This is a genomic window from Acidobacteriota bacterium, from assembly GCA_030697165.1.
Classification (GTDB): domain Bacteria; phylum Acidobacteriota; class Vicinamibacteria; order Vicinamibacterales; family UBA2999; genus 12-FULL-67-14b.
In genome coordinates this window covers 415,985-438,425 of sequence record JAUYQQ010000022.1, presented here as the reverse complement: position 1 = coordinate 438,425, position 22,441 = coordinate 415,985, and the positions used below count along the sequence as shown (strand labels likewise).

Here is a 22,441-nt window from a genome sequence, read left to right as displayed (position 1 = left end):
CCCGGCCCGCGGTCCGCGCTACTTCACGCCCTCTTTCAGGAAGGCGACGAGCGGCGGTAACACCTTCTCGGGTTCTTCGAGGTGCGGCACGTGGCCGAGGCCCGGGATCAAGTGCACGCGGCCGTTGCCGTTGGGGACCGACTTGGCCAGGTAGGCCATGCGCTCCTGGAATGCCGCCGCGGGTCCGAGCAGCAGGTCCTCGGCGCCGCCGAACGCGAGCGTCGGCACCTGGATGTGCGCCCAGTCATAGACGACCGGGTCCTGGTACAGCATCTGGCTGATCAACGCCTGCACCATGGCCAGCCGCGGCCAGTCGGCGCTGAGCGTCCACGAATACCGCACGCGCGTGTACTTCTCGAACTCGTCGTTCCACGCCGCCGGGTTGTGCGCGACATAGCGGCCGAGGCCGGCGCGGGTGCTCTGGTAGTTGGTCGTCGTCAGCGTGTTCCTGTAGGCATCGTCAATCGGCGTCATGGGCCGCGTGAAGCGCCCGTCGGTCAGGCCGATCGGGTTGTAGATCACGATCCGCTCGACCATTTTCGGATACTGCGTGGCGAAGCGCGCCGCCAGCATGCCGCCCATCGAATGGCCAATCACCATGGCCTTCTCGATCTTCAGGTGCTGCAGCAGCAGCGAGGTGTTGCGCGCCTGCGTGTTGAAGTTGTACGGCGCAATCGGCTTCGACGACCGGCCGTAGCCAATCTGGTCGGGCACAACGACCCGGAAGCCCTCCTTGGTGAGGCCGTCGATGATGGCCTTGAAGTAAAAGCCGCCGAAGTTGTTGCCGTGCAGCAGCATCGCGGTGTGGCCGTTCGGCGTGCCCTGCGGCGCGACGTCCATATACGAGATGCGGACGTCCTGGGTATAGACACTGATAGTGAGATACGAGCTTGGATACGGGTACGGACACTCGTCGCAGGTAATGCTGCCAGGTTTCACGTCGGTCGGTGTGGGCACGGGCGGCAGCACGCTGCCGCCTTGCGCCGCGGCGGTTGCCGCCAGGCCGAACAGCAGGAACGAGAACACGAGCGATCGCTGGAGTGTGAACATAAGCCTCTGCAATTGGTGGTCTGGAATCTCGTGAATCTAACACATCGCGGGAGCCGGACTGCCAATGTGACATCCGGCTTCAGCTCGTCGATGTAGCATCCGGCTTTAGCCTGCCGGTGTAGCATCCGGCTTTAGCCGGATATCAAAGGCGGCCCTCGGCGTACAATCCCGGCCGTGCCAACCCCAGTTCGTCTCTTTCCGGCGCTCGCCATCGCGGCCGCCCTGCTGGCGCTGCCGCAGGCGGCCGCCGCCCAACCGGCCGCCGGCGACGCGGTGCGGCCGTTCACCATCCACATTCCAGACGCGGCCTTGACCGATCTGAAAGCGCGGCTCGCCAACCCGCGCCTTCCCGAGCCGCTGCAGGGTGACGGTTGGACGCACGGCACCGACATCCGCTATTTGCGCCAGCTCGTGGACTATTGGCGGACGCGGTTCGACTGGCGAGCGCAGGAGCGAAGGCTCAACCAGTTCGAGCAGTTCACCACCACCATCGACGACCTGACGATCCACTTCATTCACCGCCGATCGAAGCATGCCAACGCGTTGCCGCTGCTCGTCACCCACGGCTGGCCCGGATCGATTGTCGAGTTCACGAAAATCATCGGGCCGCTCACCGATCCGGAAGCGCATGGCGGCACCGCCACCGACGCGTTCCACGTGGTGATGCCGTCGATTCCGGGGTTCGCGTTCTCGCAGGCGCCGAAAGAGGCCGGCTACGATCCGGCGCGCATTGCCGCGCTCGAGGCCAAGCTCATGGCGCGGCTGGGCTACTCGCGCTACGGCGTGCAAGGTGGCGATTGGGGGTCGATCATCAGCACGCAGATCGCCCTGCTGGACGCGCCGCGCGTGGCCGGCCTACACCTCAACATGTGTTTCGGCGCGGCCCCGGCCGGCACCGATCCCAATGCCGGGCTCACCGACCGCGAACGCGAGCGCGTGAAGCAGCGACAGCTGTTCCAGGCTGAAGAGACGGGTTACCAGCAGATCCAGGGCACGAAGCCACAAACGCTGGGCATCGCGCTCAACGACTCGCCCGTCGGGCTGGCCGCCTGGATTGTCGAGAAGTTCCGCTCGTGGTGCGACTGCGATGGCGACCCCGAGAAGGTGTTCACCAAGGACGAACTGCTGACCAACATCTCGCTGTACTGGTTCACGCAGACCGCCGCGTCATCCGCGCGCATCTACTACGAGAGCCGGCATGCCCCGCCGTCGGCCACCGCTGGCCGCCGCGTCGAGGTCCCGACCGCGTGCGCCGACTTCCCGAAAGAGATCATCTGGTCGCCGCGGCGCTGGCTCGAAGCGCGCTACAACATCACCCGGTGGACTGAAATGCCCAGGGGCGGCCACTTCGCGGCATTCGAGCAGCCGCAACTGCTGGTGGACGACGTGCGCGCGTTCTTCGCCACGTTGCGCTGATCAATTTGACCCCATGTGGGGTCAGTGCTAGGCTGGGCCATGGCCGACCTCAAGGTGCGACAGCTGAGCGACGAGGTGGCCGATGCCCTGCGGGCACGGGCGGGCCGCAAGGGCATCTCACTCGAAGAAGAGGTGCGCGGCACCCTGGCCGCGTCGGTGGAGGTCAAGCGGCAGGCCTTTCTTCGCCGCGCAAGAGCTATCCGCAAGTCGATCGGCGACAAAGCCTCGGCGCCGTCCCTGGACAGCACACGACTGATCCGCAAGCAACGCGATCGCCGTGGGTGAACCGGTGGCCGTCGCGGTGCTGGATGCATCAGTAGCCGTCAAACTGGTCGTGCCGGAAGCCGGCACCGCGGAGAGCCTGAGGGTCTTCGAGGGTCCCCGTCGATGGCTCGCCCCACGATTGATGGTGGTGGAGGTGGCGTCAGCGTTGCGGCAGAAATGCGCACAAGACGTGCTCACCACGGCGGAAGCTGCCGAGGCCCTGGCGGCCACGCTCGACGCGATCGCTGACGGCGTCATTGAACTGGCTGACGATGAGGCGGTGGTGCAATCCGCCCTTAATCTGGCGCTGACGCTGGGCCACAAAGTGCCAGACTGCGTCTATCTCGCCCTGGCCGAACGTGAAGGTGCGCTCCTGGCCAGCGCCGATCGCAAACTGCTGTCGCTGGCGCGCGGTCGAGGCATGACCGTCGCTGAGATTCCCTCGGCATAGGCCAGCCGCGCGGCGTGGGTATAATCGCGCCCATGTCATTCTCGCGACGCCAATTCATTGCCACTGGCAGCGCGCTGGTCGCGGCCACCTGGGTGCCCGAGTGGGCCGACGCGTTCCAGCCCGGTGCGACCGACGACAGCCGGCGGGCGGAAGCGGCCGAGGCGGCCCTGGCCCGCGCCGCGGCGCTCGGCGCGTCGTATGCCGACATCCGCATCAACCGCTATCGCCGCGAGTCGATCGCGACCCGCGAGCGGCAGGTGCAGAACGTGTCGCGCTCGACCAGCTACGGCCTCGGCCTGCGCGTGCTGGTGAATGGCACCTGGGGCTTTGCCGCCACGAACCTCGTCGATCCGGCCGCGGCACGGGCGGCCGCCGAGCAGGCCGTCGCCATTGCCAAGGCCAACGCGCAGATGACCACGCGCAAGGTGGTGCTGGCCAACGCCGACAAGGTGGTGGCGACGTGGACCAACCAGATCAAGCGCGATCCGTTCGAGGTGCCGCTCGAAACCAAGACCGCGTTCCTGATGAAGCTGAACGAAGCGGCGCTCGCGGTGCCGGGCGTCAGCTTCATCAACTCGCAGTTGCAGTTCGTGGACGAGCAGAAGTACTTCGCGTCGAGCGAAGGCTCGCGGATCACGCAGCGGCTGGTGCGCACCTATCCGCAGTTCACCACCACCGCCGCGGATCGCGCCGCCGGCGACTTCCAGACCCGCGCCGTCGTCGATCGCGCCAAGCTGATGGGCTACGAATACGTCGAGGACTATCCGTGGCTGCAGGACGCGGTGCAGGCCGGCCACGAGGTGGTCGAGAAGCTCAAGGCCAAGCCTGCCGTGGCCGGCCGCTACGACGTGGTCGTGGACCCGTCGCAGTTGTTCCTCGCCATCCACGAGTCGGTCGGCCACTCCACCGAACTCGATCGCGTGCTCGGCTACGAGGCCAACATGGCCGGCACCAGCTTCATCAAGCCGGGCGACGCCGGCAAGCTTCGCTTCGGCTCGAAGATCGTCAACCTGGTCGGCGATCGCACGCAGCCCGGCGGCCTGGCCACCACCGGCTATGACGATGAGGGGGTGCCGTCGGAACGATGGCACCTGGTGCGCGACGGCATGTTCGTGGACTGGCAGACGACGAGGGAACTGGCGCCGCTGGTGGGCCAGACGAAATCGCACGGCTGCCTGCACTCGGACGACTGGTCGAGCGTGCCGTTCCAGCGCATGCCGAACGTGTCGCTCGAGCCGGCCGCCACCGAAGTCACGCTCGAGGATCTGTTCAGCGACATCAAGCGCGGTATTTACGTCGTCGGCCGCGGCGTGTCGTCGATCGATCAGCAGCGCTACAACTTCCAGTTCGGCGGCGCGGTGATCCGCGAGATCACCAACGGCAAGCTGGGACCGATGCTGCGCGATGCCGCGTATCAATCGCGGACGCCAGACTTCTGGGCGTCGTGTGATGGCCTGGGCGGACCGGCGACCTACCGGCTATGGGGCACCTCGGCCGACGGCAAGGGCGAGCCCGGCCAGACCAACGCGGTCAGTCACGGCTGTCCACCGGCACGGTTCAGGAACGTCACCGTCCTCAACACGGGAGCGGCGTAATGTTGAACCGCGAAGACGCCCTCAAGATCTGCGAAACCGTGCTGGCGCACGCCAAGGCCGCCGGCGCTGAAGACGCCATTGTTTCGGCGCAGAGTTCGGTGGAATCGCACGCGCGATTCGCCGACAACCGCATCACGACCAGCGGCCGCTCCGAGGATGTCGGCATCACGGCCACGGTGTGGGTGGGCCGCCGCCGCGGCGCCGCCACCGGCAACGACGCCAGCGCGGATGCGCTCAAGAAGCTGGCGGATGAGGCGGTGCAGATTGCCCGCGTTTCGCCAGTGCACCGCGAGTACGTGCCGACGCCGGGTGTGCTCGAGTACGCCGAGAGCCGCGCGTTTGTCGCGGCCACGGCGGATCCCGATCTCGCCGCGCGCGCCAAGGCACTGGACGGTGTGTTGACCGCGTGCCGAACCGCCAAGGTCACCGGCGCCGGCTTCCACACCGCCCGCGCCTCGGCCACGGCCGTGGCGACAGCGAACGGCAACCGCCGCTACTTCCGCAACAGCGAAGGCGGGCTGAGCATCACCGCCCGCACGCCCGATGGCACCGGCTCGGGCTACTACGCCGGCGACAGCTTCGACCTGTCGAAGCTGAACGCGCAGCACATCGCCGAACAGGCTGTGGGCAAGGCCGTGCGTTCGCGCGAGCCGAAGCCAATCGAGCCCGGCGTGTATCCGGTGATCCTCGAGCCGCAGGCGGTCTCCGATCTTGTCGGCTCGCTGACCAACGCCTTTGACGCGCGCACGGCCGACGAGGGCCGCAGCGCGTTTTCCGGCAAGGACGGCAAGACGCGGCTCGGCGAGGCCATGTTCAGCGAGCGGCTGAATCTCTACAGCGATCCGATGCATCCCGACATGCCGGCGGCGCCCAGCACAGGCGACGGGACGCCCGCCACGCGCGTGTCGCTCATCAAGGCGGGCGTGGTCGAGAATCTTGTGTACTCGCCATTCTGGGCGCAGGAGAAGAAGCGCGGCGCGACGCCCGGCCCGGTCAACTACATCCTCGAGAGCACGCAGGCGCCCACCTCGATCGACGACATGATCAAAAGCATGGCGCGCGGGCTGCTGGTGTCGCGCTTCTGGTACGTGCGCCAAATCGACGGCCGCTCCATCATGCTGACCGGCCTGACGCGCGACGGCCTGTGGTGGGTCGAGAAGGGTCGTATTCAGTATCCCGTGCGCAACCTGCGCTTCAACCAGAGCGTGCTGGCCATGCTGGCGCCGTGGAATGTCGAGGCGATCGGCGCGCCGGAACGGCGATCGCCGCTGATGGTGCCGGCGCTGAAGCTGTCAGGGTTCGCGTTTACCTCGATTTCAGATGCGATCTAACACCGGTGGAGGCTGTCGGCGCGCCGCCCGTTTTACAGGAGGTCAGGAGATAAAGAGTTAGGGCTCTTTAACTCCTTAGATCTAGCTGCTGGTGACGGATCCGGAATAAAATCACCATCTTCCAGCGGCCGAGTTAGCATCCGCTTCATACGCATTTCAGATTGTTCGAGTGTCACCAGGGATTGGTAGTGGGATGAACGAGATCGCGTGGTTGGCGTTTGGCGCGGCGGTGGGGGGCCTGGTGCAGGGCATCTCTGGATTCGCCTTCGCGATGGTCGCCATGGCGATCTGGGTGTGGGGCGTGGACCCGGCGCTGGCCGCGGTGATGGCGGTGTTCGGCGGCCTCACCGGCCAGATCATCTCCGTCATTCGGGTCCGGCGCGGCTGGCATCTCGATTTGTTGTGGCCCTTCGTACTGGGCAGCGCCATCGGCATCCCGATTGGCACCCGGATTCTGCCGATGCTCGACGCCAATCGCTTCAAGCTCGTGCTCGGCTCGCTGCTGGTGGTGTGCTGCTCGGCGATGCTGGCCACCGACAACCTGCCCCATTTCAAGAGGGGCGGCCGCCTGGCCGACGCCTTTGTCGGCCTGCTTGGCGGCGTGATGGCGCCGCTCAGCGGCTTCAGCGGCCTCGCGCCGGCACTGTGGTGCACGCTGCGCGGCTACACCAAGGACGCGCATCGCGCCGTGTTGCAGAACTTCAACCTGATCGTGCTCGCGGCGACCTTCGCATCCCTCGTGTGGTCGGGCCGCGCCCACACCGGCCTCTTGCCGCAGATGGGCGTCGTCGCCGGCTCGCTCGTCATCCCCTCGATCTACGGTTCGAAGGTCTACATCGGCATGAGCCCGGTGGCCTTCAAGCGCGGGGTGCTGTGGCTGTTGCTCCTGGCCGGGCTACTGATGCTGACATCGTCGCTGCGGACCATGATCGGCTAGCGTGACCCGCCGCGGCCCTGGCGCAGGCGGCCGGTCGCGCGGTGCGCCCGGGCCAGGGGCCCACGCGTGCGAATCGCGCGCAGCAATTCGATGCCGCCCTCGCCCATGACGAACCGGCCATCGACTTCAAACCAATACTTGACGCGAAGTTCGAGCATCGGCAGTTTGACCGGGCGGGATCGCGGAGGCGGCATTGGTAGGCAATTCTAGTTCGTATGTTTCGCTAAACCGTTTGACCGGGCGCAACCGCAGCCGGGATGCTGAGCCGGATGCCCGACACGCCTGCGCAGACACCCACGCTGAGTTCTCTGGCTGTCGTCATCACGCGCGACAGCAACTTGACCTTCGGCGGCGGCACGGCCACCTCCGAAGTGCTGCGCCGGTCGCTGACGAAACGGGGCTGGATCACCGATGAGGACCATCGCCGGATCTTCGCGCTGTCGCGCCTGACGCCAGGCACCAATCTCCTCGCCTACTGCACCGGCATCGGGTGGCTCACGCGCGGCGTGGCCGGTGCCTTGGTCGCGTGGCTGGCCTCGTCACTGCCCTCATCCATTCTGAGCCTGGGCGTCAGGGCCTCGTACGAGTGGCTGGCGGCATCGCCGTCACTCGCGGTGGCCGTGCTGGTCGCGATGACTATCGCCGTCGCCCTGCTCGTGTCCAGTGCCTGGCACCTGGCGAAGCCCTTCCTGCGATGGCCCATGGCCGGCCGGTCGGCGGCCATCATGTTGGCCGCCGTCGTTGCGGTCGTGGCCGGACTGACGCCGATCGCAACCCTGCTGGTCGCGGCGGCGGCCGGCGCGCTCTGGCCCAGGCCGGCATGAGCGCCGTAACGCTCTACCTGATCCTGCTGAAGGCGACCCTTGCCTCATTCAGCGGATTCGGCTCGCTCCCGCTCGTCCGTGCCGACCTGGTCGTGCATCGGCAGGTACTATCGGACGACGAGCTGAACCGCGCCGTGCTGGTGGCGCGAACCACCCCCGGCCCGATGGGCGTGTATATCGTCTGTGTCGGGTATGAGGTGGCCGGGTGGACCGGCGCGATCGCGGGCTGGCTGGCGCTCGCGACGCCCGCGATCTTGATCCTGCCCCTCGCGGGTGTTGCCTCCCGCATGCTCGGACACCCGCGAGTCCGGGGCGCGCTTGACGGACTCATCCTCGCCAGCGCTGTCCTAATCGTTGCCGCCGGTGTGCCGTTGGTTCGCGACCTGGTCGCCCGCTGGGTCGCGTTGACTGGCTAAAGGCGCCTATTTCCCCATTGCCTTGTTGATGGCGTCGAGCGCGGCCGACAGGAACACGCTGCCGGCTGCGACGCGGTCGCCGTCGGGCCGGCCGGGTTCGAGCGTCACGATCGGCGCCACCAGAGCGTCACCGAGCTTGCGCGCAATCGCGTCGCCCATCACCTTGAGGATGGAGGGAATCCCGAAGACCACCTGAATTGCCGGCCGCGACCTCCGCGGATGTCGGGCAACGCGCGGACGCGTTGCCGCCATCCTAATCGGGACGCGGGAAATCGCGCCTCGTTCGCCGGATTGCGCTGTCGTAGGGCGCCCCTTTATGGGGCGCCAAGGACTGAGACGCGCGATTTCGATGATCGAAATCGCGCGTGCAATCCGTCTCACTCGACACGATTTCGGTGACACCCAACCGCGTCCCTCCAGTCGGCCGCGCCCGGCAACACAGGTGGTCTTCGGGATGGTCACGCGCCGATTACCGCGAGCGGCCAAACAGTATCCCGCGAGTACCGTTTTAATCATGCAGTGCTTCGCCAACACTCTCACACTCGAATCCGAGTGGAACGATGCGATCAGAAGGGTCGAAGCCGCCCGTCCCAACCTTCCGTTTCGGGAGTTGTTCTTGATTGAGAGTACTAACGCCTACACCGCAACGATCTGGGGTGACCGTTCGAGGCCACGCCGGAAACATCGTAAGCCACGACCTGGCTAGACACGCTGGACAGGCGAACAGCAAGCCATCGAGAATCCCGCCCGGATTGCCGGGCGGGACCGACTGGAGGGACGCGGTTCAAAGTTGCCGAAACCGCGTCGAGTGAGACGGATTGCACGTGCGATTCCGTCACAGACCAGGCCGCAAATCGGAATCGCGCGTATCAAGGAGTGCCGCAATCCGGCGAACGAGATGCGGTTTCCCGCGTCACTCCCGTGTCGGTCACGACCGGCGATCCGGGCGGGATTCGACTGGTCCAGCCGGCACCCCATAAAGGGGCGCCCTACGGAGACACGAAGTAACAATCGGCATTAGGCCTGATGCGAATTCTGCCCGCCGACGACGGTGCGCACAATCTGGATGTCCTTGATCTTCTCCGGATCGACCGTGTGCGGGTCGTTGGCCAGCACCACGTAGTCCGCGAGCTTGCCGGCCGTGATCGAGCCCTTGATCGCTTCTTCGCCTGACGCCCAGGCGCCGTTGTAGGTGTTGACCGCAATCGCCTCGCTGACGCTGATGCGCTGGTTGGCGCCCCACACCTTGCCGTCCCAGCCCTTGCGCGTGACCATGCCCTGGATGCCCATCAGCGGCGCGAACGGGCCCGGGTAAAAGTCGGAGCCGGCGCACGCGTAAATGCCGGCATCGAGCAGCGAGCGGAACGCCATGGCGTTCTTCATGAACTCTTCGCCGTAGTAGACGAACTTGTCCGGGTTGTAATACGCGTAGGTCGTGAACAGGGCCGGCACGGCGCCCATCGCCTTCATCCGCGCGACGAGCGACGGATTGACCATGGTGCAGTGCGTGATCTTCGGCCGCGCGTTGGCCCGCGGCAGCAGCTCGAGGGCACGCTCCATCGCCGTCAGGTACATGTCGATCGCCACGTCGCCGTTGGCGTGGCAGTTCACCTGGATGCCGGCGCGATGCACCCGCTCGACCCAGGCGTTCAAGGTGTCCTGCGTCTCGGTGACGTTGCCCTGGTAGGGCGGCGTCACGCCGGGATACGGCGTCGACAACGCCATCGTCCGCTCCGAGAAGGAGCCATCGACGGTGTGTTCGGAGGTGGCGCCGAACTTGATCCAGTCGTCGCCGAAACCGCTGTGCATGCCGGCCTCGATCATCGCTTCGAGGGCCCGGCCGCCGGTTTCATAACTGACACGATGCCGAAGGTCACCCCGGGCGCGGACGTCCTGGATGGCCCGCAGGTCGCCGCCCTGGTGATGCACGGTGGTCAGCCCGTAGCGCGCGAACTCCCGTGAAATGTGCGCCATGCCGTCGCGGGCGCGTTGTTCGCGCTCCGCGGCCGTGAAGCTTGGGCGCGTCCCGACCTTGTTGAAGGGCGCCGAGGCGCGATCGGTGACCCGGCCGGTCAAGTTACCGGCCGCGTCCTTGTCGTACGTTCCGCCCATGGGGTTGGGCGTGTCCTTGGTGACGCCGGCCAGCGCGAAGGCCTTGCTGTTATAGAAATAGGTGTGGCCGCCGCGGTGGCGCACGATCACCGGATGCTCCGTTGACACTTCGTCGAGGTCGCGAATGGTCAGCTGCCGCTTGTCGCTGACCTTGGTGTCGTCGAAGAAGTGCCCTTCCACCCACGTTCCCGCCGGGGTCTTCGCCGCGCGGTCGCGCAGCTTGCCGATTACGCTGCGGATGCTGACAAACTCGACCTCGAAGGGATTGCCCACCAGCACTTCGTTCAGCAACGTCTCGCCAACCGGGTGGCAATGGCAGTCGATGAACCCAGGAACTACGGTCATGCCCTTCGCATCGAAGGTCTGCGTGTTCCTGCCGGCCAGGTTCCGGATGTCGCCGGTGGATCCGACGGCCACGAATCGGCCGCCCGACACCGCCAACGCCTCGGCCCGCGGCGCGCGCGCGTCCATGGTGTAGACGGTCGCGTTGATGACGATGAGGTCCGGACTGGATCCACCGCTGACGGCCTGCGGTGTTCCTTGTGCGGCCTCGGCGGCGGCCGCCAATTCCGGCGCCCCCGCGATCGCGGCAACGGCGGCACTGGAGGCGTTGATGAACTGACGGCGACTCGGGCGAGTGGGCATCATGACGCGGCGATTCTATACGCATTTGACCGTTCTACCGGGACCGGGCAGAATGGGTTTGTGCGTCGCCTGCTCATCCTCGCGATCGGCCTGTCCGCCCTGCTGTGGACGGTTGCCGCGATGTCCGGCGTCGGGAATGTGGCGTCCCCAGATGTGGCGTCCGGCTTTAGCCGGACCAATGTAGCGTCCGGCTTTCATGTCCACCGTAGCCTTGACGAAGGTGGAAGCCGGACCTCAGCGACGGCCGATCCGGACGGCCCCAGCCAGGCCGACCTCAAGTGGCGCACCCAGCAGCACACCATCGGCGTCGTCACCGAATCCATCTGGAAGTCAGCGCTGGTACACGTGGAGCTCGGGGCCACGCGCGCGGCGCACTCCAGTGACACGGTCCTCGCCTTCAGCTCGCCCGATCCCCCGCTCTCGTCAGTCCCGCACTACCTGCGCCATACGCCGCTCCTGATCTGATCCGACACCGTTAGTTCGCGGTCACGCCCTTCGACCTCGCTCAGGGCGAGCAACTACAGGTGTCTTCGTTTGGACAGGAGGATTCGTTATGGCTACGTCTCGTTTCGGCGTGAGCACGCGCAATCGCGTGCTCACCATCATTGCTGTCATTGCTCTTTCACTCTGGGCCGTCTATCCGATCCAGAACTCGCTCAAGCTCGGTCTCGACCTGAACGGCGGCGTGCAGCTGGTGCTGCGCGTCAAGGCCGACGAGGCCCTGGCCCGGCAACCGCAGGCCGGCGTCACGCCCGACGACATCGTCGAGCAGGCCCTGCGCACCGTGGAGCGCCGGGTCAACGAACTGGGTGTCGCCGAACCGGTGATCCAGCGCTACACCGCGGCCGACCAGATCCTGGTGGAGTTGCCGGGCGTGTCGGATGTCGATCGCGCCAAGCAGATCATCAAGTCAACCGCGCAGCTGCGCCTGACGCTGGTCGAGCAGGGACCGTTCGCCACCCGCGAGGCGGCACTGCTGGCCTTCAACCACGCGCTGCCATCGGAACTGGAACTGCTGCCCGGCACCGCCGGGCTCGAGGAGCCAGGCGAGCCCGACACCACGCTCTTCTACATCGTCCGCCGCGTGCCAGCAGTCTCGGGCATTGATCTGCGCAGCGCCAGGCATTCGCTCGATCAGAACAACCGGCCGGCGGTGGGCTTCACGCTCAAGCCCGACGCGGCGCGGCGGTTTGGGGAGTTTACGGCCGGTCACATCAACCGGCCGCTCGCGACGGTGCTCGACAACCGCGTGACGTCGGTCGCGACCATCGAGTCGCGCATCGATGACGAGGGTCAGATCTCGGGCGTCAGCCGCGAGGACATGATCCAGCAGGTGATCCACCTGAACTCGGGCGCGCTGCCGGCCGACCTGGAGTACGTCGAGGAGCGCACCATTGGCGCCAGCCTCGGCGCCGCCTCCATTCGCGCCGGCGTCCTGGCCTCGCTCGGTGGATTGAGCCTCGTCCTGGTGTTCCTGCTCGGCTATTACCGCCTGGCCAGCCTCAACGCGCTGACGTCGGTGGGGTTGAACCTGCTGATCCTGCTGGCGTTGATGGCCTACATCCCGGTCACGCTCACGCTGCCGGGGATCGCCGGGTTGATCCTGACCATTGGCATGGGCGTGGACTCGAACGTGTTGATCTTCGAGCGGATCAAGGAGGAGCTGGCCGCGTCGCAGGCCCCGCGGGCGGCCGTCAGGGCGGCGTTCAGGCGCGTGTGGCTCACGCTGGTTGACACGCACGTGACCTCGCTCGTCGCGGCGGCGTTCCTGTTCCAGTTCGGCACCAGCGCCATTCGCGGCTTCGCGACCACGCTGGCCATTGGCCTGCTGGCCAACGTGTTCACGGCGGTGTTCGTGTCGCGGACGATGTTCGAGGTGGCGCTGCACAATAAGCGAGGTGGCGGCCGCCTGAGCATTGGCACGTCGCAACTGTTCGCCAACACCCGCGCCAACTTCACGCGGTGGCGCTGGCATGCCGTGGCCTTCTCACTCGCGCTGGTCCTCGCGGGCGGAGCGGCAGTCGCCACCAAGGGGCTCCCGCTCGGCATCGACTTCACCGGCGGGACGCTGGCGGTGGTGGAGTTCGCGCAAGACGGCGTGACCGAGGAGCAGGTGCGGGCGGCGGTGGCGCCCTTGCCGGGCGACGAGGTCGTGCAACGCTACGGCGCTGAGGCCGATCGGCAGTTCATGATCCGATTGCCACTGGCCTCGTCTGGCGAGGGCGCGCTGGAAGCCACGGTCCAGCAGATCCGCGAGGCGTTGGACACTGCGGGCCTGCCGGCGTTCACCTTCCAGAAACGGGACCTGGTCACCGCCATGATCGGCGAAGACCTGCAGCGCCGCGGCGTCTACGCGGTGGCGGCCTCGCTGGCCGCCATCGCACTCTATATTGGCGTCCGGTTCCGCTTTGCGTTTGCCGTGGGCGCGATTGCCGCGACCCTGCACGACGTGCTGGTCACCCTCGCCTGCCTGTCGCTGGCCGGCTACGACCTCACGCTGAACGTGGTCGCGGCGCTCTTGACCATCATTGGCTACTCGGTCAACGACACCATCGTGATCTTCGACCGCGTGCGCGAGAACGCCAGGCAGCAGCCGGCGCAGGCCCTCGACGAGGTCGTCAACCTGAGCGTGAACCAGACCCTGTCGAGGACCGTGATCACGGCCGGCACGACCTTTCTCTCGGTCGCGGCGCTCTACGTGTTTGGGGGTGAGGCGCTGCAGGGGTTCGCGTTCACCATGCTCGTGGGCATCGTGGCCGGCACCTACTCAACGGTGTTCATCGCCTCGGCGATCGCGATTCTGCTCAGTCAGCGTTCGCGCGGGCCGGCGGGTTTGCGTTCGACGGCGCGGAAGCCGCGCAGCATGTTGGTGAGCGAGTAGTTGCCTTCGTGGCAGGCGAATTCGTAAATCCTCTCGCCCGATCGCGTCATGGTCAACTCCCCTTTCCAGGGTTGGGTGAACGCGGTCGGGTTGTCGATCTCGAACTGGTACAACAGGGTGTCGGCGTCAAACAGGCTGAAGCGCTCGATGATGCGCAGGTTGCGGTCCCAGCCGAAGTTGCCGCCGGCATCACCGTAGAAGCCACCACCATCGTCGAAATTGGTGGTGTCCACGACCAGGGTGTTGCCCTCCCAGCGCCCGATCGAGTCGCCCATGGTCGAGCGGATTCGGGAGGGCCGGTGGCCGCGGCCATCGACGTGGATGATGCGCGCGTCGTGAATCATCTCCGCATGCACCATCACGGCGGCGTCGGTCTGCACGATCTGGTAGTTGCTGTTGTAGGAGTACGGCAGCATGGGCGGCCCGGCGGTGAGAAACGACAGGCAACGATCCTGGAGGCCGAGATCTTCGGGGTTCTCGAACCGCTTTAGTGCGTCGAGCTTGCGGCGCTTGACCTCGGCCGCTGCCGGCGTGAGCGCAGGAATGCGGCCGTCAGCCGGTTCGGTGATGATCGAGGTTCGCCGCGTCTTGACGACGCTGGTCCCGAACTCGCGGTAGAACGTGTTGTAGGTTCCGGTGCCGGTGCGCTTGGCGCCCGGTGCCGGCTCCTCGTTCCGCCGCGCGAAGTCGCGTTCCCACTTGGCCGACTCCTCAGCCGTGAAGAACGGTTTGTCCTTCAACTCGCGCGGGCGCTCGAGCGGCGTCGCAGTGGCCGAGTTCCAGATGCCCTCGAAGTTCGGACGCCGGTCCAGGTTGCCACGCTGGCCCGCCACCAGCACAGGGGCGATCACGAGGAGGGCCGTCAACCGAAGCAGGAACGTCATTGGACCGATTCTAGATGGTCAGGCATGCGTATCGGAAGTACACGTGCGTGTAGAAATTGCTGCCTTGTTCCGCAGGCCCACATCGACGGATTAACAATTCGCGCCACAAGTGCCGTTGACCAAGTTGGCAACGCAATTGCTAGGCCAGAGGTGTTACCCCAGAAAGCCTCGGACGCATGTCTTTCAACAGCGAATGCCTCTCCACTGATTCTCGCGAGGAGTTCTGCCTCGCGCTCAAAGCCGCCCGCGAGGGCAAGGGCATCACCCTCGACGAGATCGCGGACACGACCAAGATCCCGGCTTTCATGTTTGCGGCCCTCGAACGCTGCGACCTGAGCCGCTGGCCCAAGGGTTTCTTCCGCCGCTCGTTCTTTCGCGACTACGTGCAGATGCTGAGCTTGCCGGTGTCCGAGGCCTGCGCGCAGTTCGCGCGACTGTTTCCTGATGACGACGGGGTCGCGCCCACGCCGCCGACCGAGGTGAAGCCGGACCATGCGTCCGCTGCTTCCGCCATATGGCGGCGGATTGCGGACGGGGTCACGAGGGCCTTCGGGAGAATCGCCGAGAGTACGGCTGAGCCGCCGCAAGAGGAACCGCAAGAACGCCAGTGGATCACCGATGCGCGCCGCGTCGGACCCGCGCGGGCGCGAGAGTTCCGCGTGCGCATCAAGCTGCCGCGATAGGCCTACGGTCACCTGAAATCAGCTCACGAGGTATTTCTTTGGTTGCCGCTCGGCTTCCAGGTGGCCGACCGGGTCGGCAGGTCACACGCTGGCGGTTACTCGCAGCAGATCTTGGTTCACGAGCGCTCCGTCCTGCGCATCCGCCACCCTGAGGCAGTGGCCGACATCGAGATGATCCGCGCCGAGCAAGTCGACGGCGCCTACGGAGCCAGGTTTCGACGAAGTTGGCGGCGATGCACAACTTCACGAGTTCACGCGGCGCGTGGCCGGCGCCGTGGCGAGGTGGCGCACGTGATGGACCGCACCGACCCAGAGACCCACAATTACCATGGCCATCGCCTGATGCGCCACCGCGAAGCCGACCGGCACGAAGAGGACGAGTGTCAGGACGCCAAGCGCGTATTGTGCCGCGGTCGCCCACAGCAGCACGACGCTGAAGGTTATCGACGTGCGGTCCATCGACAGTTGCCGGAAGCCACGGCGCAGCAGGTACGCCGCGACCACCAGGACGGTGCCGATGACCCGGTGCAGCCACTGCACACCCGATGGCTGCTGAACCAAGTCGAGCGCGGCGGGGCTCGATGTCCAGTGCGTGAACGGCACAAGCGCACCGTCCATCAGCGGGAAGGTGTTGAACACGAGGCCTGCCTTCAGACCGGCGACGAAGGCGCCCCAGACGATTTGCAGGCCAAGCAGACCTCCCACCGCGATCAGGGCGCGGCCGGCGCGCCTGCGTGCCACCGCCGCGACCGCCGGCCGCGTGACGCCAAGACTCAGATCGCGAATCAGCCAGATGCACTGCCCGAAAATGGCCAGGGCGAGGAACAGATGCGCGGCCAACCCGTAGTGGCTGACACTCGGCCGGTCGATCAGTCCGCTTTGGACCATCAGCCAGCCGACCATCCCCTGCGTGGCACCGAGCGCGAAAAGCGCGAGTGCGCGCCAAGCGAGCGGGCGCGTGATCGTGCCCGAGAGCCAGAAGAACGCGAACGGAACCAGGAAGACCAGCCCGGTCAGACGTGCGAGGACACGATGCAGGTACTCCCAGAAGAAGATCCGTTTGTACTCCGCCAGCGTCATGTGAGGTCGCAACTGCCGGTACTCGGGAAACTGCTGGTAACGTTCGAAGTTGTCGACCCACTCGGACTGACTGAGCGGTGGGACCACGCCGACGAACGGCCGCCAGTCGACGATCGACAGGCCCGAGTGCGTCAGGCGCGTCACGCCGCCGACGGCGAGAACCAGAAACGTCATGGCCGCGATGGTCCCGAGCCAGTGGCGGATCCGGCGGCGCGCCGATTCCGGCAGGCGGAGGCGCCAGTCGTCATGCGGCTCCTCGACCACCTCACTGTTCAGACGGCCGCGATGCGGTGGGATCTGCGGGTGCCGGGCCGCTGCGCTGCCAGAGCCGCCGTCTTGAACTGCGTCAAATGCAGACATCAACGTCGACCAGGATCAGGGAAAAAAGGGGGAGCGGCCCTTGCGGTTCCACGTCTTATTCAAGATGGAAACTGGCGCCGCTCCCGAACGAGGCAGAGCATCTGCCAAGACCGTACTCCGGCACGGGGCTTGCCGGTATGACGCCCGTCATACGGACACCGGCGTGCCAGGCGCCGCAGCCGGCAGCAGCAGCCAGCCCCAAGGAGACCACGATGGCACAGTGCCCTTGTCGCACGTCCAGGCGCCATCTGCTATGACGGCGGTCATACCTCGGGTGGCGTCGCAACCCTACGCTTCAGATCATGCGAAGTCTGTACCTGGCGTCGGTGTGGCTCCACATTCTGGGCGCCATGACCTGGGCGGGAGGAATGACGATCTTCGTACTCGCCGTGATGCCGTACTTCCGCCGCCGCACTGAAGCGGAGCGGGCTGAGTTCCTCGCCTGGTTCGGCCGGCGCTTCCGTGTCGTTTCCTGGTGGTGCCTCGCGATCCTGCTCGTGACCGGTGTCTTCAATCTGTGGGCACGCGGCGTTCAGCCCGGCGACTTCCTCAGGCCACAGTGGCGCTCGACGATGTTCGGCCATCTCGTCCTCGTCAAGCTGACCCTCGTGGCCGTGGCCGTCGCGATCACCGTCCTGCACGAGCGTCCGGGTTCGCGGGCCTACGCCCGCTGGATGGGTCGCGCCTTGCTCGTCATCGCCGTGGTCATCGTCGGCCTGGCGGTGGGCCTGGTGCGAGCGTCATGATGAGCAGGTGTTTCATGCTGGCCCTGTCGGTGCTGGCGGGTGTCGGCTGCATGTCTGGCAGCCAGGCCTTCACGACACAGACGGTCGCCAGTTCCGAGGTCGAGGGCGGCGCCTGGTTCGAGCAGTCGGGGTGCACAGCCTGCCACTCCGTGTCGGCCTACCGGATCGTGAACCCGGCTGCGCTGGCGCCCGATTTGTCGCTGGCCGTCGAGAACGTGCCGCGCCGATTCGGCGTGCCGCTCGAGCAGTTCCTGCGCGCGCCGACCGGCACGATGGCAATGGTGCTCTCGAGTCGCATTCCGATGACCGATGAGCAGCGCACCCTGGCCATCGACCGGCTGAAAGAAGCCCACCGCCGGCATCAGGAGTCGGCCGGCGCGGTGCGGCCGGTAGCCGGCCACTGAGCGGCCAGGCGTTTCGCGCTACAGAGAAGACCTGAGTCTCCCCTGCAGCGGATCTGCCTATGCCAGCGCCTTCCCGTACAACGCGAGCAGGCGGCTCCACGCGCGCTCTGCCAGTGGCTCGTTGTAGACCTGCGAATCCGGCGGGCACCAGCCGTGGGCGGCCTGGTACACCTCGATCTCCGCGGCCAGCTTGGCCTGGTCGAACGTGTCCTTCAACACGGTCTTGTCGTTCGGCCGCTGCTTGTCGTCGTTCTCGGCGATGGCGATCAGGAACGACGCCTTCGTGGCGGCCGCCAGCAGATGCGGGCTGTTCGGGCCGCTCTTCTCGTTGACGAGCCCGCCGCCGTGGAACGACGCGACCGCGCCAATGCGATCGGGCACCGCCGCGGCCGTGTGGAACGACATGGGGCCGCCCATGCAGTAGCCCTGCACGCCGACCTTCCGGTTCTTGTTCACCTGCGGCTGCGCGTCGAGCCACGCGACGAACGCCTTCGCATCCGTCATATCCGTGTCGGCGCTCATGCCTTTGCGGAACGCCATCATCTCCTTGATCGGCGTGGCGCCCGTGGCCGTGGGTTTGCCAGTCCGATAGAACGGGTTGACCACGAGCACGGAATACCCGGACCCGGCAAGGCGCTTGCCCATGGTCCTCATCGCCGGACGGAGCCCGAAGATGTCGGGCCAGAGCAGCACGGCGGCTCCCGTACCGGACGCGGGATGCACGAAGTACGCGTCGCAGGTGCCGTCCGGCGTCCTGATTTCAACTTCCCGCTCGCCGGTCGCCTGCGCGTTGGCGAGCTGCGGCAACGCCATGACCGCGCCGGCGGCGAGTATCACGCCGAACTGCCGCCTGGTGACCAGCCCCCTGGCCTCGTACTCCGCCACACTCTCCGCAAAATGGTCCTTATCGCACATGTCGGCTCCTCATCGTCTTCATGAACACGGTGGACGTGCAGCCAATACATACACCAGAAGTCGGGTTGAGTGCGGCCAGCAAAGGCGATAATCGTCGCAACAGATGAAATACTCCTTCGTTGTTACTGTCCTGCTGGCGTCGGTAACTATCGCCGCCGGCCGCCAGCCGCAATTCAAGTCCGGCGTTGAAGTCGTCTATCTCGATGTCACCGTCCAGGCGCCGGATGGTTCGATCGTTCGCGGCCTCGCGAAAGACGACTTCCTGATTTACGACGAAGAGGTGCCCGAGGAGGTGGCCGTCTTCTCGGCCGAGCCGGCGCCGATTAGTGTTGGTGTCTTGATTGACACCAGCGGCAGCATGACCGGTGAACGCATGGCCGCCGCGATTCGGGCCGCTGACGCGCTCGGGCGCTCGCTGCAGCCCGGCGACCAATGGAGCATCTCCACCTTCGACAGCACCCGGCGCACGATGATCACCTGGCGCCCGTACAGTGCGGGCATCGTCAACTCACTGAGAGCCATGCCGACCTCCGGCAGCACGGAACTATTCAAGGCCGTCAGGGAGATGGTGCCCTACATGAAGGAAACGCCGCATCGGAAGCGCGCGATGCTGCTCATGACGGATGGCATCGACAACTCGATCATCGCCGCCAGCCGCGACGGCCTGCGTGATCCCTTCGAGGCACCCGGCCCGCTCGAAGGTTCCGCCAGGGCGCAGACCGCGCTTCGCGAAGGCGAAGTGCTGCTCTACGCGCTCGGCGTCAACGTGGCGGGGCGAGCCGGCGCCGTGCACGTGCCGTCGCTGCAACGACTCGCCGAACCCACCGGCGGGTCCGTCATTATTGCGTCAACGATTCGCGAGGTGGAAGCGGGGGCGCAGCGGGTGGCCGAAGAACTGCGTCAGCAGTACACCCTGGGGTTCTATCCGCAGAACTCCGGTGACGGAACGTATCGACGCCTGAGGGTCACCACGAGGCATCCGGACCACCGCGTCCGCACGCGCGCCGGATATCTGGCAGCCAATTCGAAGTAAGCCTGGCGCCTACGGCCGCGCTTTTGCGAACGCGCCGAAACTGGCGAGCGTCGACACGGCAGGGTCGAGCAGGACCGCGGCCGGCTCGGTGGCGGCGGGAAAGCGCATGGTCGTTTCGCGGCCGTCGACAGCCATCTGACGTACGGCCGGGAGCCCGCCGGCCGCCGGCACCAGGCCGACGCCAAGGGACAGGCGGTACGGATCTGCCGCTTGCGTCTGCCGCACGGTGACCACCACTTCCCTTGCCGCGGCGTCGTAGCGCCACGTCCCGGACAGCTCGGGCACGCCGGCGCGGTTCAGCCATTGCCGGAAGAACCACGCCAGGTCCTGCCCGGACGTCTGCTCCATGACTTGCCGGAAGTCGTCGGTCGACGCCGTGGTGTTCATGTACCGACGGTAGTAGTCGCGAATGCCGCGCCAGAACGTCTCGGTGCCCACCTGCTCGCGCAGCATGTGCAGCATCCACGCGCCCTTCTGGTAGACGAGCCCGTTGGTGGGCTCGCGCGTCGCGTCGTCATGGTTGACGTGCACGATCGGCGTGTTCGGCAGGCTGGCTTCCAGCTTGAGCACCGTGGCACGGCTGCGGCGCAGGCCCTCGGCGAAGGCATCGCGCCCCTCGGCATGTTCGGTGTAGAGCAGCGTGAAGTACGTGGCGAAGCCTTCGCTCAGCCAGATGTCGTTCCAGTCGTTTTCGGTGACGGCATTGCCGAACCACTGGTGGGCCACTTCGTGGACCACCGGGCCGTTGCCGGCGGTGATGCCTTTCTCGCCGTAGAAGATGCTGCTGGCGTGTTCGGTGCCGCCGCCCATGCCCGCCGCCTCCACGTGCGCGAGCTTCTGGTACGCGAACGGGCCGACCCAGTCGGCATAGAACTCGAACGAGCGGCGCGCGTCCTTCTCGAACAGCGCGAAGCCCTTCTCGGCATCCTGCGGAAACACCCAGTACTCGAGCGGCACTCCGCGGACGAGGCCCTCATGCCTGACGGCAAAGCGGGCGACGCCGACGGCATAGAGCCACGACGAAATCGGCACGTCCTGCCGCCAGTGGGTACGGCGCTGTCCGCCCGGCAGATCCAGTTCTTCGACCAGGGCGCCGTTGGCGATGACCTGGTAGTCGGCCCGCGTCGTGATCAGGAACTCGCCGGTGGCCTTGTCGGCCACGTGGTCGATCATCGGCAGCCACTGCCGGGCGCGGTTGTACCAGTTTTCGCTGAAGGCGGTGCGGTCGCCGTGGATGTTGTTGATGAGACGCAGGCCATCCGCGGGAATGCCGCGATACGCGATGGTGAACGTCACGTCCTGCCCGGCGGCGAGGCCGGCCGGCAACGTCAGCCGGAGGCGATTATCACGGTGAGTGAACGGCACGGGCCCGGCCGGCGCGGTGACGCCGGCGACGGTCATGCCCTTACCGTCGGCGCGAGGAGTCGCAAGGTCGAGCGCCAGCTCGCGCAGGCCCGCGGTCAACACCCTGAAGGTGGCCGTCGTCTCGCCCTGGATCTCGTTTGAATCAGTGGTCAGCAGCGTGAGGCGAAACACGTAGTGACGGGCGTCGATGCCGGGCTGCCGTGGATAAGTATCGGCGCCCGCGCGGCTGCCCGCCACCAGCGTGAGCGCGAGAATTGCCAGAACGAGACGGATCCGGAGCGGCATCATCGGCCAATCATACGCGGTCGCCAAGATCGCTTGGAATCGGCCCAGACCCATGGCCCGAGGATAGCCGCCATTTTGCGGGTTTTCGTCGAAATCCTTGCGGCAACCGGCCCATCTGTCCTACGATGGGGGTTCTTCTCTTCACGAGAAGTCCTGCCTGTATTCCTCGGTAGCTCAATGGCAGAGCATCCGGCTGTTAACCGGAGGGTTGCTGGTTCGAGTCCAGCCCGAGGAGCCACTTGTTTTCAATAACTTACGATGTTCTGAGAGGGTAAGCGCCTGTTCGCTGTGCCCCTTTTTGTGCCCCCCTGCGTCGGATTCAATGATTTCGCAATCGACCATCAGCATTTCGACCGCGTTCATCTGGGCAACGTTGCCGATGTGGCAGTAGCGCTTTGCCATCCTTGCGGCAGTCGACGGACTCCAACCCAAGATGCTGGCGACGACAAGCAAAGGACTCCCGCCCTCAAGCATCCTGGTGGCGGCTGTGTGGCGCAGGTCGTGGAAGCGGCAGGTAACCCCGGCGACTCGCTTGGCCCTCTCCCACGCCTCCTTAAGGCTCTTGATCGGCATCGACGGATCGGCAGCGTATGCGTGAGCCACAGCGGAGTCACCAGAGACCCCGTATCGCTCCGAGGCGAATAGGTAGTGATCGGGCCGCTGCTCGGGAAAGCGTCCGTTCAGGAACTCAAGCACTGCCAAGGAATGATCATTGAGGGGGATCACTCGTCCGGTTCCCGCCTTGGTCTTGCTGTGGCGAACCA

Annotated in this window: 22 protein-coding genes and 1 tRNA gene; 15 read left to right on the top strand and 8 right to left on the bottom strand. The window is 66.1% G+C overall.

Annotation, left to right across the window (positions count from 1 at the left end; all coding sequences use genetic code 11):
* Positions 1-18: 18 nt before the first annotated feature.
* A complete protein-coding gene (locus Q8T13_21570) occupies positions 19-1,050 on the bottom strand; it encodes an alpha/beta hydrolase (protein ID MDP3720360.1) in 1,032 nt (343 codons plus the stop codon).
* 231 nt (positions 1,051-1,281) lie between these two features.
* Between Q8T13_21570 and Q8T13_21565 the strand changes: the two genes are divergently transcribed.
* The 6 genes from Q8T13_21565 (at position 1,282) to Q8T13_21540 (ending at position 7,044) form a co-directional block, all read left to right on the top strand.
* Positions 1,282-2,466 (top strand): epoxide hydrolase, encoded by a 1,185-nt coding sequence (locus Q8T13_21565; protein MDP3720359.1) that lies wholly within the window; start codon positions 1,282-1,284, stop codon positions 2,464-2,466.
* 39 nt (positions 2,467-2,505) lie between these two features.
* Positions 2,506-2,751 (top strand): hypothetical protein, encoded by a 246-nt coding sequence (locus Q8T13_21560; protein ID MDP3720358.1) that lies wholly within the window; start codon positions 2,506-2,508, stop codon positions 2,749-2,751.
* Positions 2,752-2,755: 4 nt separating this feature from the next.
* Complete coding sequence (locus tag Q8T13_21555; GenBank protein ID MDP3720357.1) at positions 2,756-3,181, top strand: type II toxin-antitoxin system VapC family toxin; 426 nt, start codon at positions 2,756-2,758, stop codon at positions 3,179-3,181.
* A 32-nt stretch (positions 3,182-3,213) separates the two neighbouring features.
* Positions 3,214-4,776, top strand: a complete 1,563-nt coding sequence (locus tag Q8T13_21550) for a TldD/PmbA family protein (protein ID MDP3720356.1) — start codon at positions 3,214-3,216, stop codon at positions 4,774-4,776.
* Positions 4,776-6,107 carry a TldD/PmbA family protein gene (locus Q8T13_21545; protein MDP3720355.1) on the top strand — a complete coding sequence of 444 codons (1,332 nt, stop codon included), beginning with the start codon at positions 4,776-4,778 and terminating at the stop codon, positions 6,105-6,107. Before Q8T13_21550 ends, Q8T13_21545 begins: the two co-directional genes overlap by 1 nt.
* A 193-nt stretch (positions 6,108-6,300) precedes the next feature.
* Positions 6,301-7,044, top strand: a complete 744-nt coding sequence (locus Q8T13_21540; protein ID MDP3720354.1) for a sulfite exporter TauE/SafE family protein — start codon at positions 6,301-6,303, stop codon at positions 7,042-7,044.
* Here the strand turns inward: Q8T13_21540 and Q8T13_21535 are convergent.
* Positions 7,041-7,238, bottom strand: a complete 198-nt coding sequence (locus Q8T13_21535; GenBank protein ID MDP3720353.1) for a hypothetical protein — start codon at positions 7,236-7,238, stop codon at positions 7,041-7,043. The genes Q8T13_21540 and Q8T13_21535 overlap by 4 nt on opposite strands.
* A gap of 75 nt (positions 7,239-7,313) precedes the next feature.
* Here Q8T13_21535 and Q8T13_21530 point away from each other — a divergent pair, with 75 nt between their 5' ends.
* Both Q8T13_21530 and Q8T13_21525 read left to right on the top strand, forming a co-directional pair.
* Complete coding sequence (locus Q8T13_21530) at positions 7,314-7,868, top strand: chromate transporter (protein MDP3720352.1); 555 nt, start codon at positions 7,314-7,316, stop codon at positions 7,866-7,868.
* Positions 7,865-8,284 (top strand): chromate transporter, encoded by a 420-nt coding sequence (locus tag Q8T13_21525; GenBank protein ID MDP3720351.1) that lies wholly within the window; start codon positions 7,865-7,867, stop codon positions 8,282-8,284. Before Q8T13_21530 ends, Q8T13_21525 begins: the two co-directional genes overlap by 4 nt.
* A 6-nt stretch (positions 8,285-8,290) precedes the next feature.
* On the opposite strand, the gene Q8T13_21520 is transcribed toward Q8T13_21525, so the two are convergent.
* Both Q8T13_21520 and Q8T13_21515 read right to left on the bottom strand, forming a co-directional pair.
* Positions 8,291-8,476 carry a hypothetical protein gene (locus Q8T13_21520; GenBank protein ID MDP3720350.1) on the bottom strand — a complete coding sequence of 62 codons (186 nt, stop codon included), beginning with the start codon at positions 8,474-8,476 and terminating at the stop codon, positions 8,291-8,293.
* A gap of 825 nt (positions 8,477-9,301) precedes the next feature.
* The gene (locus tag Q8T13_21515) at positions 9,302-11,044 is read right to left on the bottom strand and encodes an amidohydrolase (GenBank protein ID MDP3720349.1); all 1,743 of its coding nucleotides are present in this window, start codon (positions 11,042-11,044) and stop codon (positions 9,302-9,304) included.
* Positions 11,045-11,101: 57 nt separating this feature from the next.
* Here Q8T13_21515 and Q8T13_21510 point away from each other — a divergent pair, with 57 nt between their 5' ends.
* Positions 11,102-11,506 carry a hypothetical protein gene (locus Q8T13_21510; protein MDP3720348.1) on the top strand — a complete coding sequence of 135 codons (405 nt, stop codon included), beginning with the start codon at positions 11,102-11,104 and terminating at the stop codon, positions 11,504-11,506.
* Positions 11,507-11,594: 88 nt separating this feature from the next.
* Positions 11,595-13,922: a protein translocase subunit SecD gene (gene secD / locus Q8T13_21505; protein ID MDP3720347.1), complete on the top strand. Its 2,328-nt coding sequence runs from the start codon at positions 11,595-11,597 to the stop codon at positions 13,920-13,922.
* Here the strand turns inward: secD and Q8T13_21500 are convergent.
* Entirely contained in the window at positions 13,850-14,806 is a 957-nt protein-coding gene (locus Q8T13_21500) for a hypothetical protein (protein ID MDP3720346.1), read from the bottom strand. The two genes, secD and Q8T13_21500, sit on opposite strands and share 73 nt — an antisense overlap.
* A gap of 176 nt (positions 14,807-14,982) precedes the next feature.
* Between Q8T13_21500 and Q8T13_21495 the strand changes: the two genes are divergently transcribed.
* Positions 14,983-15,489 carry a helix-turn-helix transcriptional regulator gene (locus tag Q8T13_21495; GenBank protein ID MDP3720345.1) on the top strand — a complete coding sequence of 169 codons (507 nt, stop codon included), beginning with the start codon at positions 14,983-14,985 and terminating at the stop codon, positions 15,487-15,489.
* A gap of 243 nt (positions 15,490-15,732) precedes the next feature.
* On the opposite strand, the gene Q8T13_21490 is transcribed toward Q8T13_21495, so the two are convergent.
* Positions 15,733-16,929 (bottom strand): COX15/CtaA family protein, encoded by a 1,197-nt coding sequence (locus Q8T13_21490; GenBank protein MDP3720344.1) that lies wholly within the window; start codon positions 16,927-16,929, stop codon positions 15,733-15,735.
* A gap of 302 nt (positions 16,930-17,231) precedes the next feature.
* On the opposite strand from Q8T13_21490, the gene Q8T13_21485 reads away from it, so the two are divergent.
* Both Q8T13_21485 and Q8T13_21480 read left to right on the top strand, forming a co-directional pair.
* Positions 17,232-17,675 (top strand): CopD family protein, encoded by a 444-nt coding sequence (locus tag Q8T13_21485; GenBank protein ID MDP3720343.1) that lies wholly within the window; start codon positions 17,232-17,234, stop codon positions 17,673-17,675.
* A complete protein-coding gene (locus Q8T13_21480; protein MDP3720342.1) occupies positions 17,672-18,079 on the top strand; it encodes a hypothetical protein in 408 nt (135 codons plus the stop codon). Before Q8T13_21485 ends, Q8T13_21480 begins: the two co-directional genes overlap by 4 nt.
* A gap of 57 nt (positions 18,080-18,136) precedes the next feature.
* Here Q8T13_21480 and Q8T13_21475 read toward each other — a convergent pair whose 3' ends face one another.
* Positions 18,137-18,994 carry a dienelactone hydrolase family protein gene (locus Q8T13_21475; GenBank protein ID MDP3720341.1) on the bottom strand — a complete coding sequence of 286 codons (858 nt, stop codon included), beginning with the start codon at positions 18,992-18,994 and terminating at the stop codon, positions 18,137-18,139.
* Positions 18,995-19,097: 103 nt separating this feature from the next.
* Between Q8T13_21475 and Q8T13_21470 the strand changes: the two genes are divergently transcribed.
* Positions 19,098-20,027 carry a VWA domain-containing protein gene (locus Q8T13_21470; GenBank protein ID MDP3720340.1) on the top strand — a complete coding sequence of 310 codons (930 nt, stop codon included), beginning with the start codon at positions 19,098-19,100 and terminating at the stop codon, positions 20,025-20,027.
* A 9-nt stretch (positions 20,028-20,036) separates the two neighbouring features.
* On the opposite strand, the gene Q8T13_21465 is transcribed toward Q8T13_21470, so the two are convergent.
* Complete coding sequence (locus tag Q8T13_21465) at positions 20,037-21,680, bottom strand: M1 family metallopeptidase (GenBank protein MDP3720339.1); 1,644 nt, start codon at positions 21,678-21,680, stop codon at positions 20,037-20,039.
* 160 nt (positions 21,681-21,840) lie between these two features.
* On the opposite strand from Q8T13_21465, the gene Q8T13_21460 reads away from it, so the two are divergent.
* Positions 21,841-21,915: transfer RNA gene (locus tag Q8T13_21460), tRNA-Asn, on the top strand.
* Positions 21,916-22,441: the final 526 nt, after the last annotated feature.

Coding starts and splice junctions, on each gene's coding strand:
- Q8T13_21570 (MDP3720360.1), bottom strand. CDS start 1,050: ATGTTCACACTCCAGCGATCGCTCGTGTTCTCGTTCCTGCTGTTCGGC.
- Q8T13_21560 (MDP3720358.1), top strand. CDS start 2,506: ATGGCCGACCTCAAGGTGCGACAGCTGAGCGACGAGGTGGCCGATGCC.
- Q8T13_21550 (MDP3720356.1), top strand. CDS start 3,214: ATGTCATTCTCGCGACGCCAATTCATTGCCACTGGCAGCGCGCTGGTC.
- Q8T13_21545 (MDP3720355.1), top strand. CDS start 4,776: ATGTTGAACCGCGAAGACGCCCTCAAGATCTGCGAAACCGTGCTGGCG.
- Q8T13_21540 (MDP3720354.1), top strand. CDS start 6,301: ATGAACGAGATCGCGTGGTTGGCGTTTGGCGCGGCGGTGGGGGGCCTG.
- Q8T13_21535 (MDP3720353.1), bottom strand. CDS start 7,238: ATGCCGCCTCCGCGATCCCGCCCGGTCAAACTGCCGATGCTCGAACTT.
- Q8T13_21530 (MDP3720352.1), top strand. CDS start 7,314: ATGCCCGACACGCCTGCGCAGACACCCACGCTGAGTTCTCTGGCTGTC.
- Q8T13_21525 (MDP3720351.1), top strand. CDS start 7,865: ATGAGCGCCGTAACGCTCTACCTGATCCTGCTGAAGGCGACCCTTGCC.
- Q8T13_21515 (MDP3720349.1), bottom strand. CDS start 11,044: ATGATGCCCACTCGCCCGAGTCGCCGTCAGTTCATCAACGCCTCCAGT.
- secD (MDP3720347.1), top strand. CDS start 11,595: ATGGCTACGTCTCGTTTCGGCGTGAGCACGCGCAATCGCGTGCTCACC.
- Q8T13_21500 (MDP3720346.1), bottom strand. CDS start 14,806: ATGACGTTCCTGCTTCGGTTGACGGCCCTCCTCGTGATCGCCCCTGTG.
- Q8T13_21495 (MDP3720345.1), top strand. CDS start 14,983: ATGTCTTTCAACAGCGAATGCCTCTCCACTGATTCTCGCGAGGAGTTC.
- Q8T13_21490 (MDP3720344.1), bottom strand. CDS start 16,929: ATGTCTGCATTTGACGCAGTTCAAGACGGCGGCTCTGGCAGCGCAGCG.
- Q8T13_21485 (MDP3720343.1), top strand. CDS start 17,232: ATGCGAAGTCTGTACCTGGCGTCGGTGTGGCTCCACATTCTGGGCGCC.
- Q8T13_21480 (MDP3720342.1), top strand. CDS start 17,672: ATGATGAGCAGGTGTTTCATGCTGGCCCTGTCGGTGCTGGCGGGTGTC.
- Q8T13_21475 (MDP3720341.1), bottom strand. CDS start 18,994: ATGTGCGATAAGGACCATTTTGCGGAGAGTGTGGCGGAGTACGAGGCC.
- Q8T13_21470 (MDP3720340.1), top strand. CDS start 19,098: ATGAAATACTCCTTCGTTGTTACTGTCCTGCTGGCGTCGGTAACTATC.
- Q8T13_21465 (MDP3720339.1), bottom strand. CDS start 21,680: ATGATGCCGCTCCGGATCCGTCTCGTTCTGGCAATTCTCGCGCTCACG.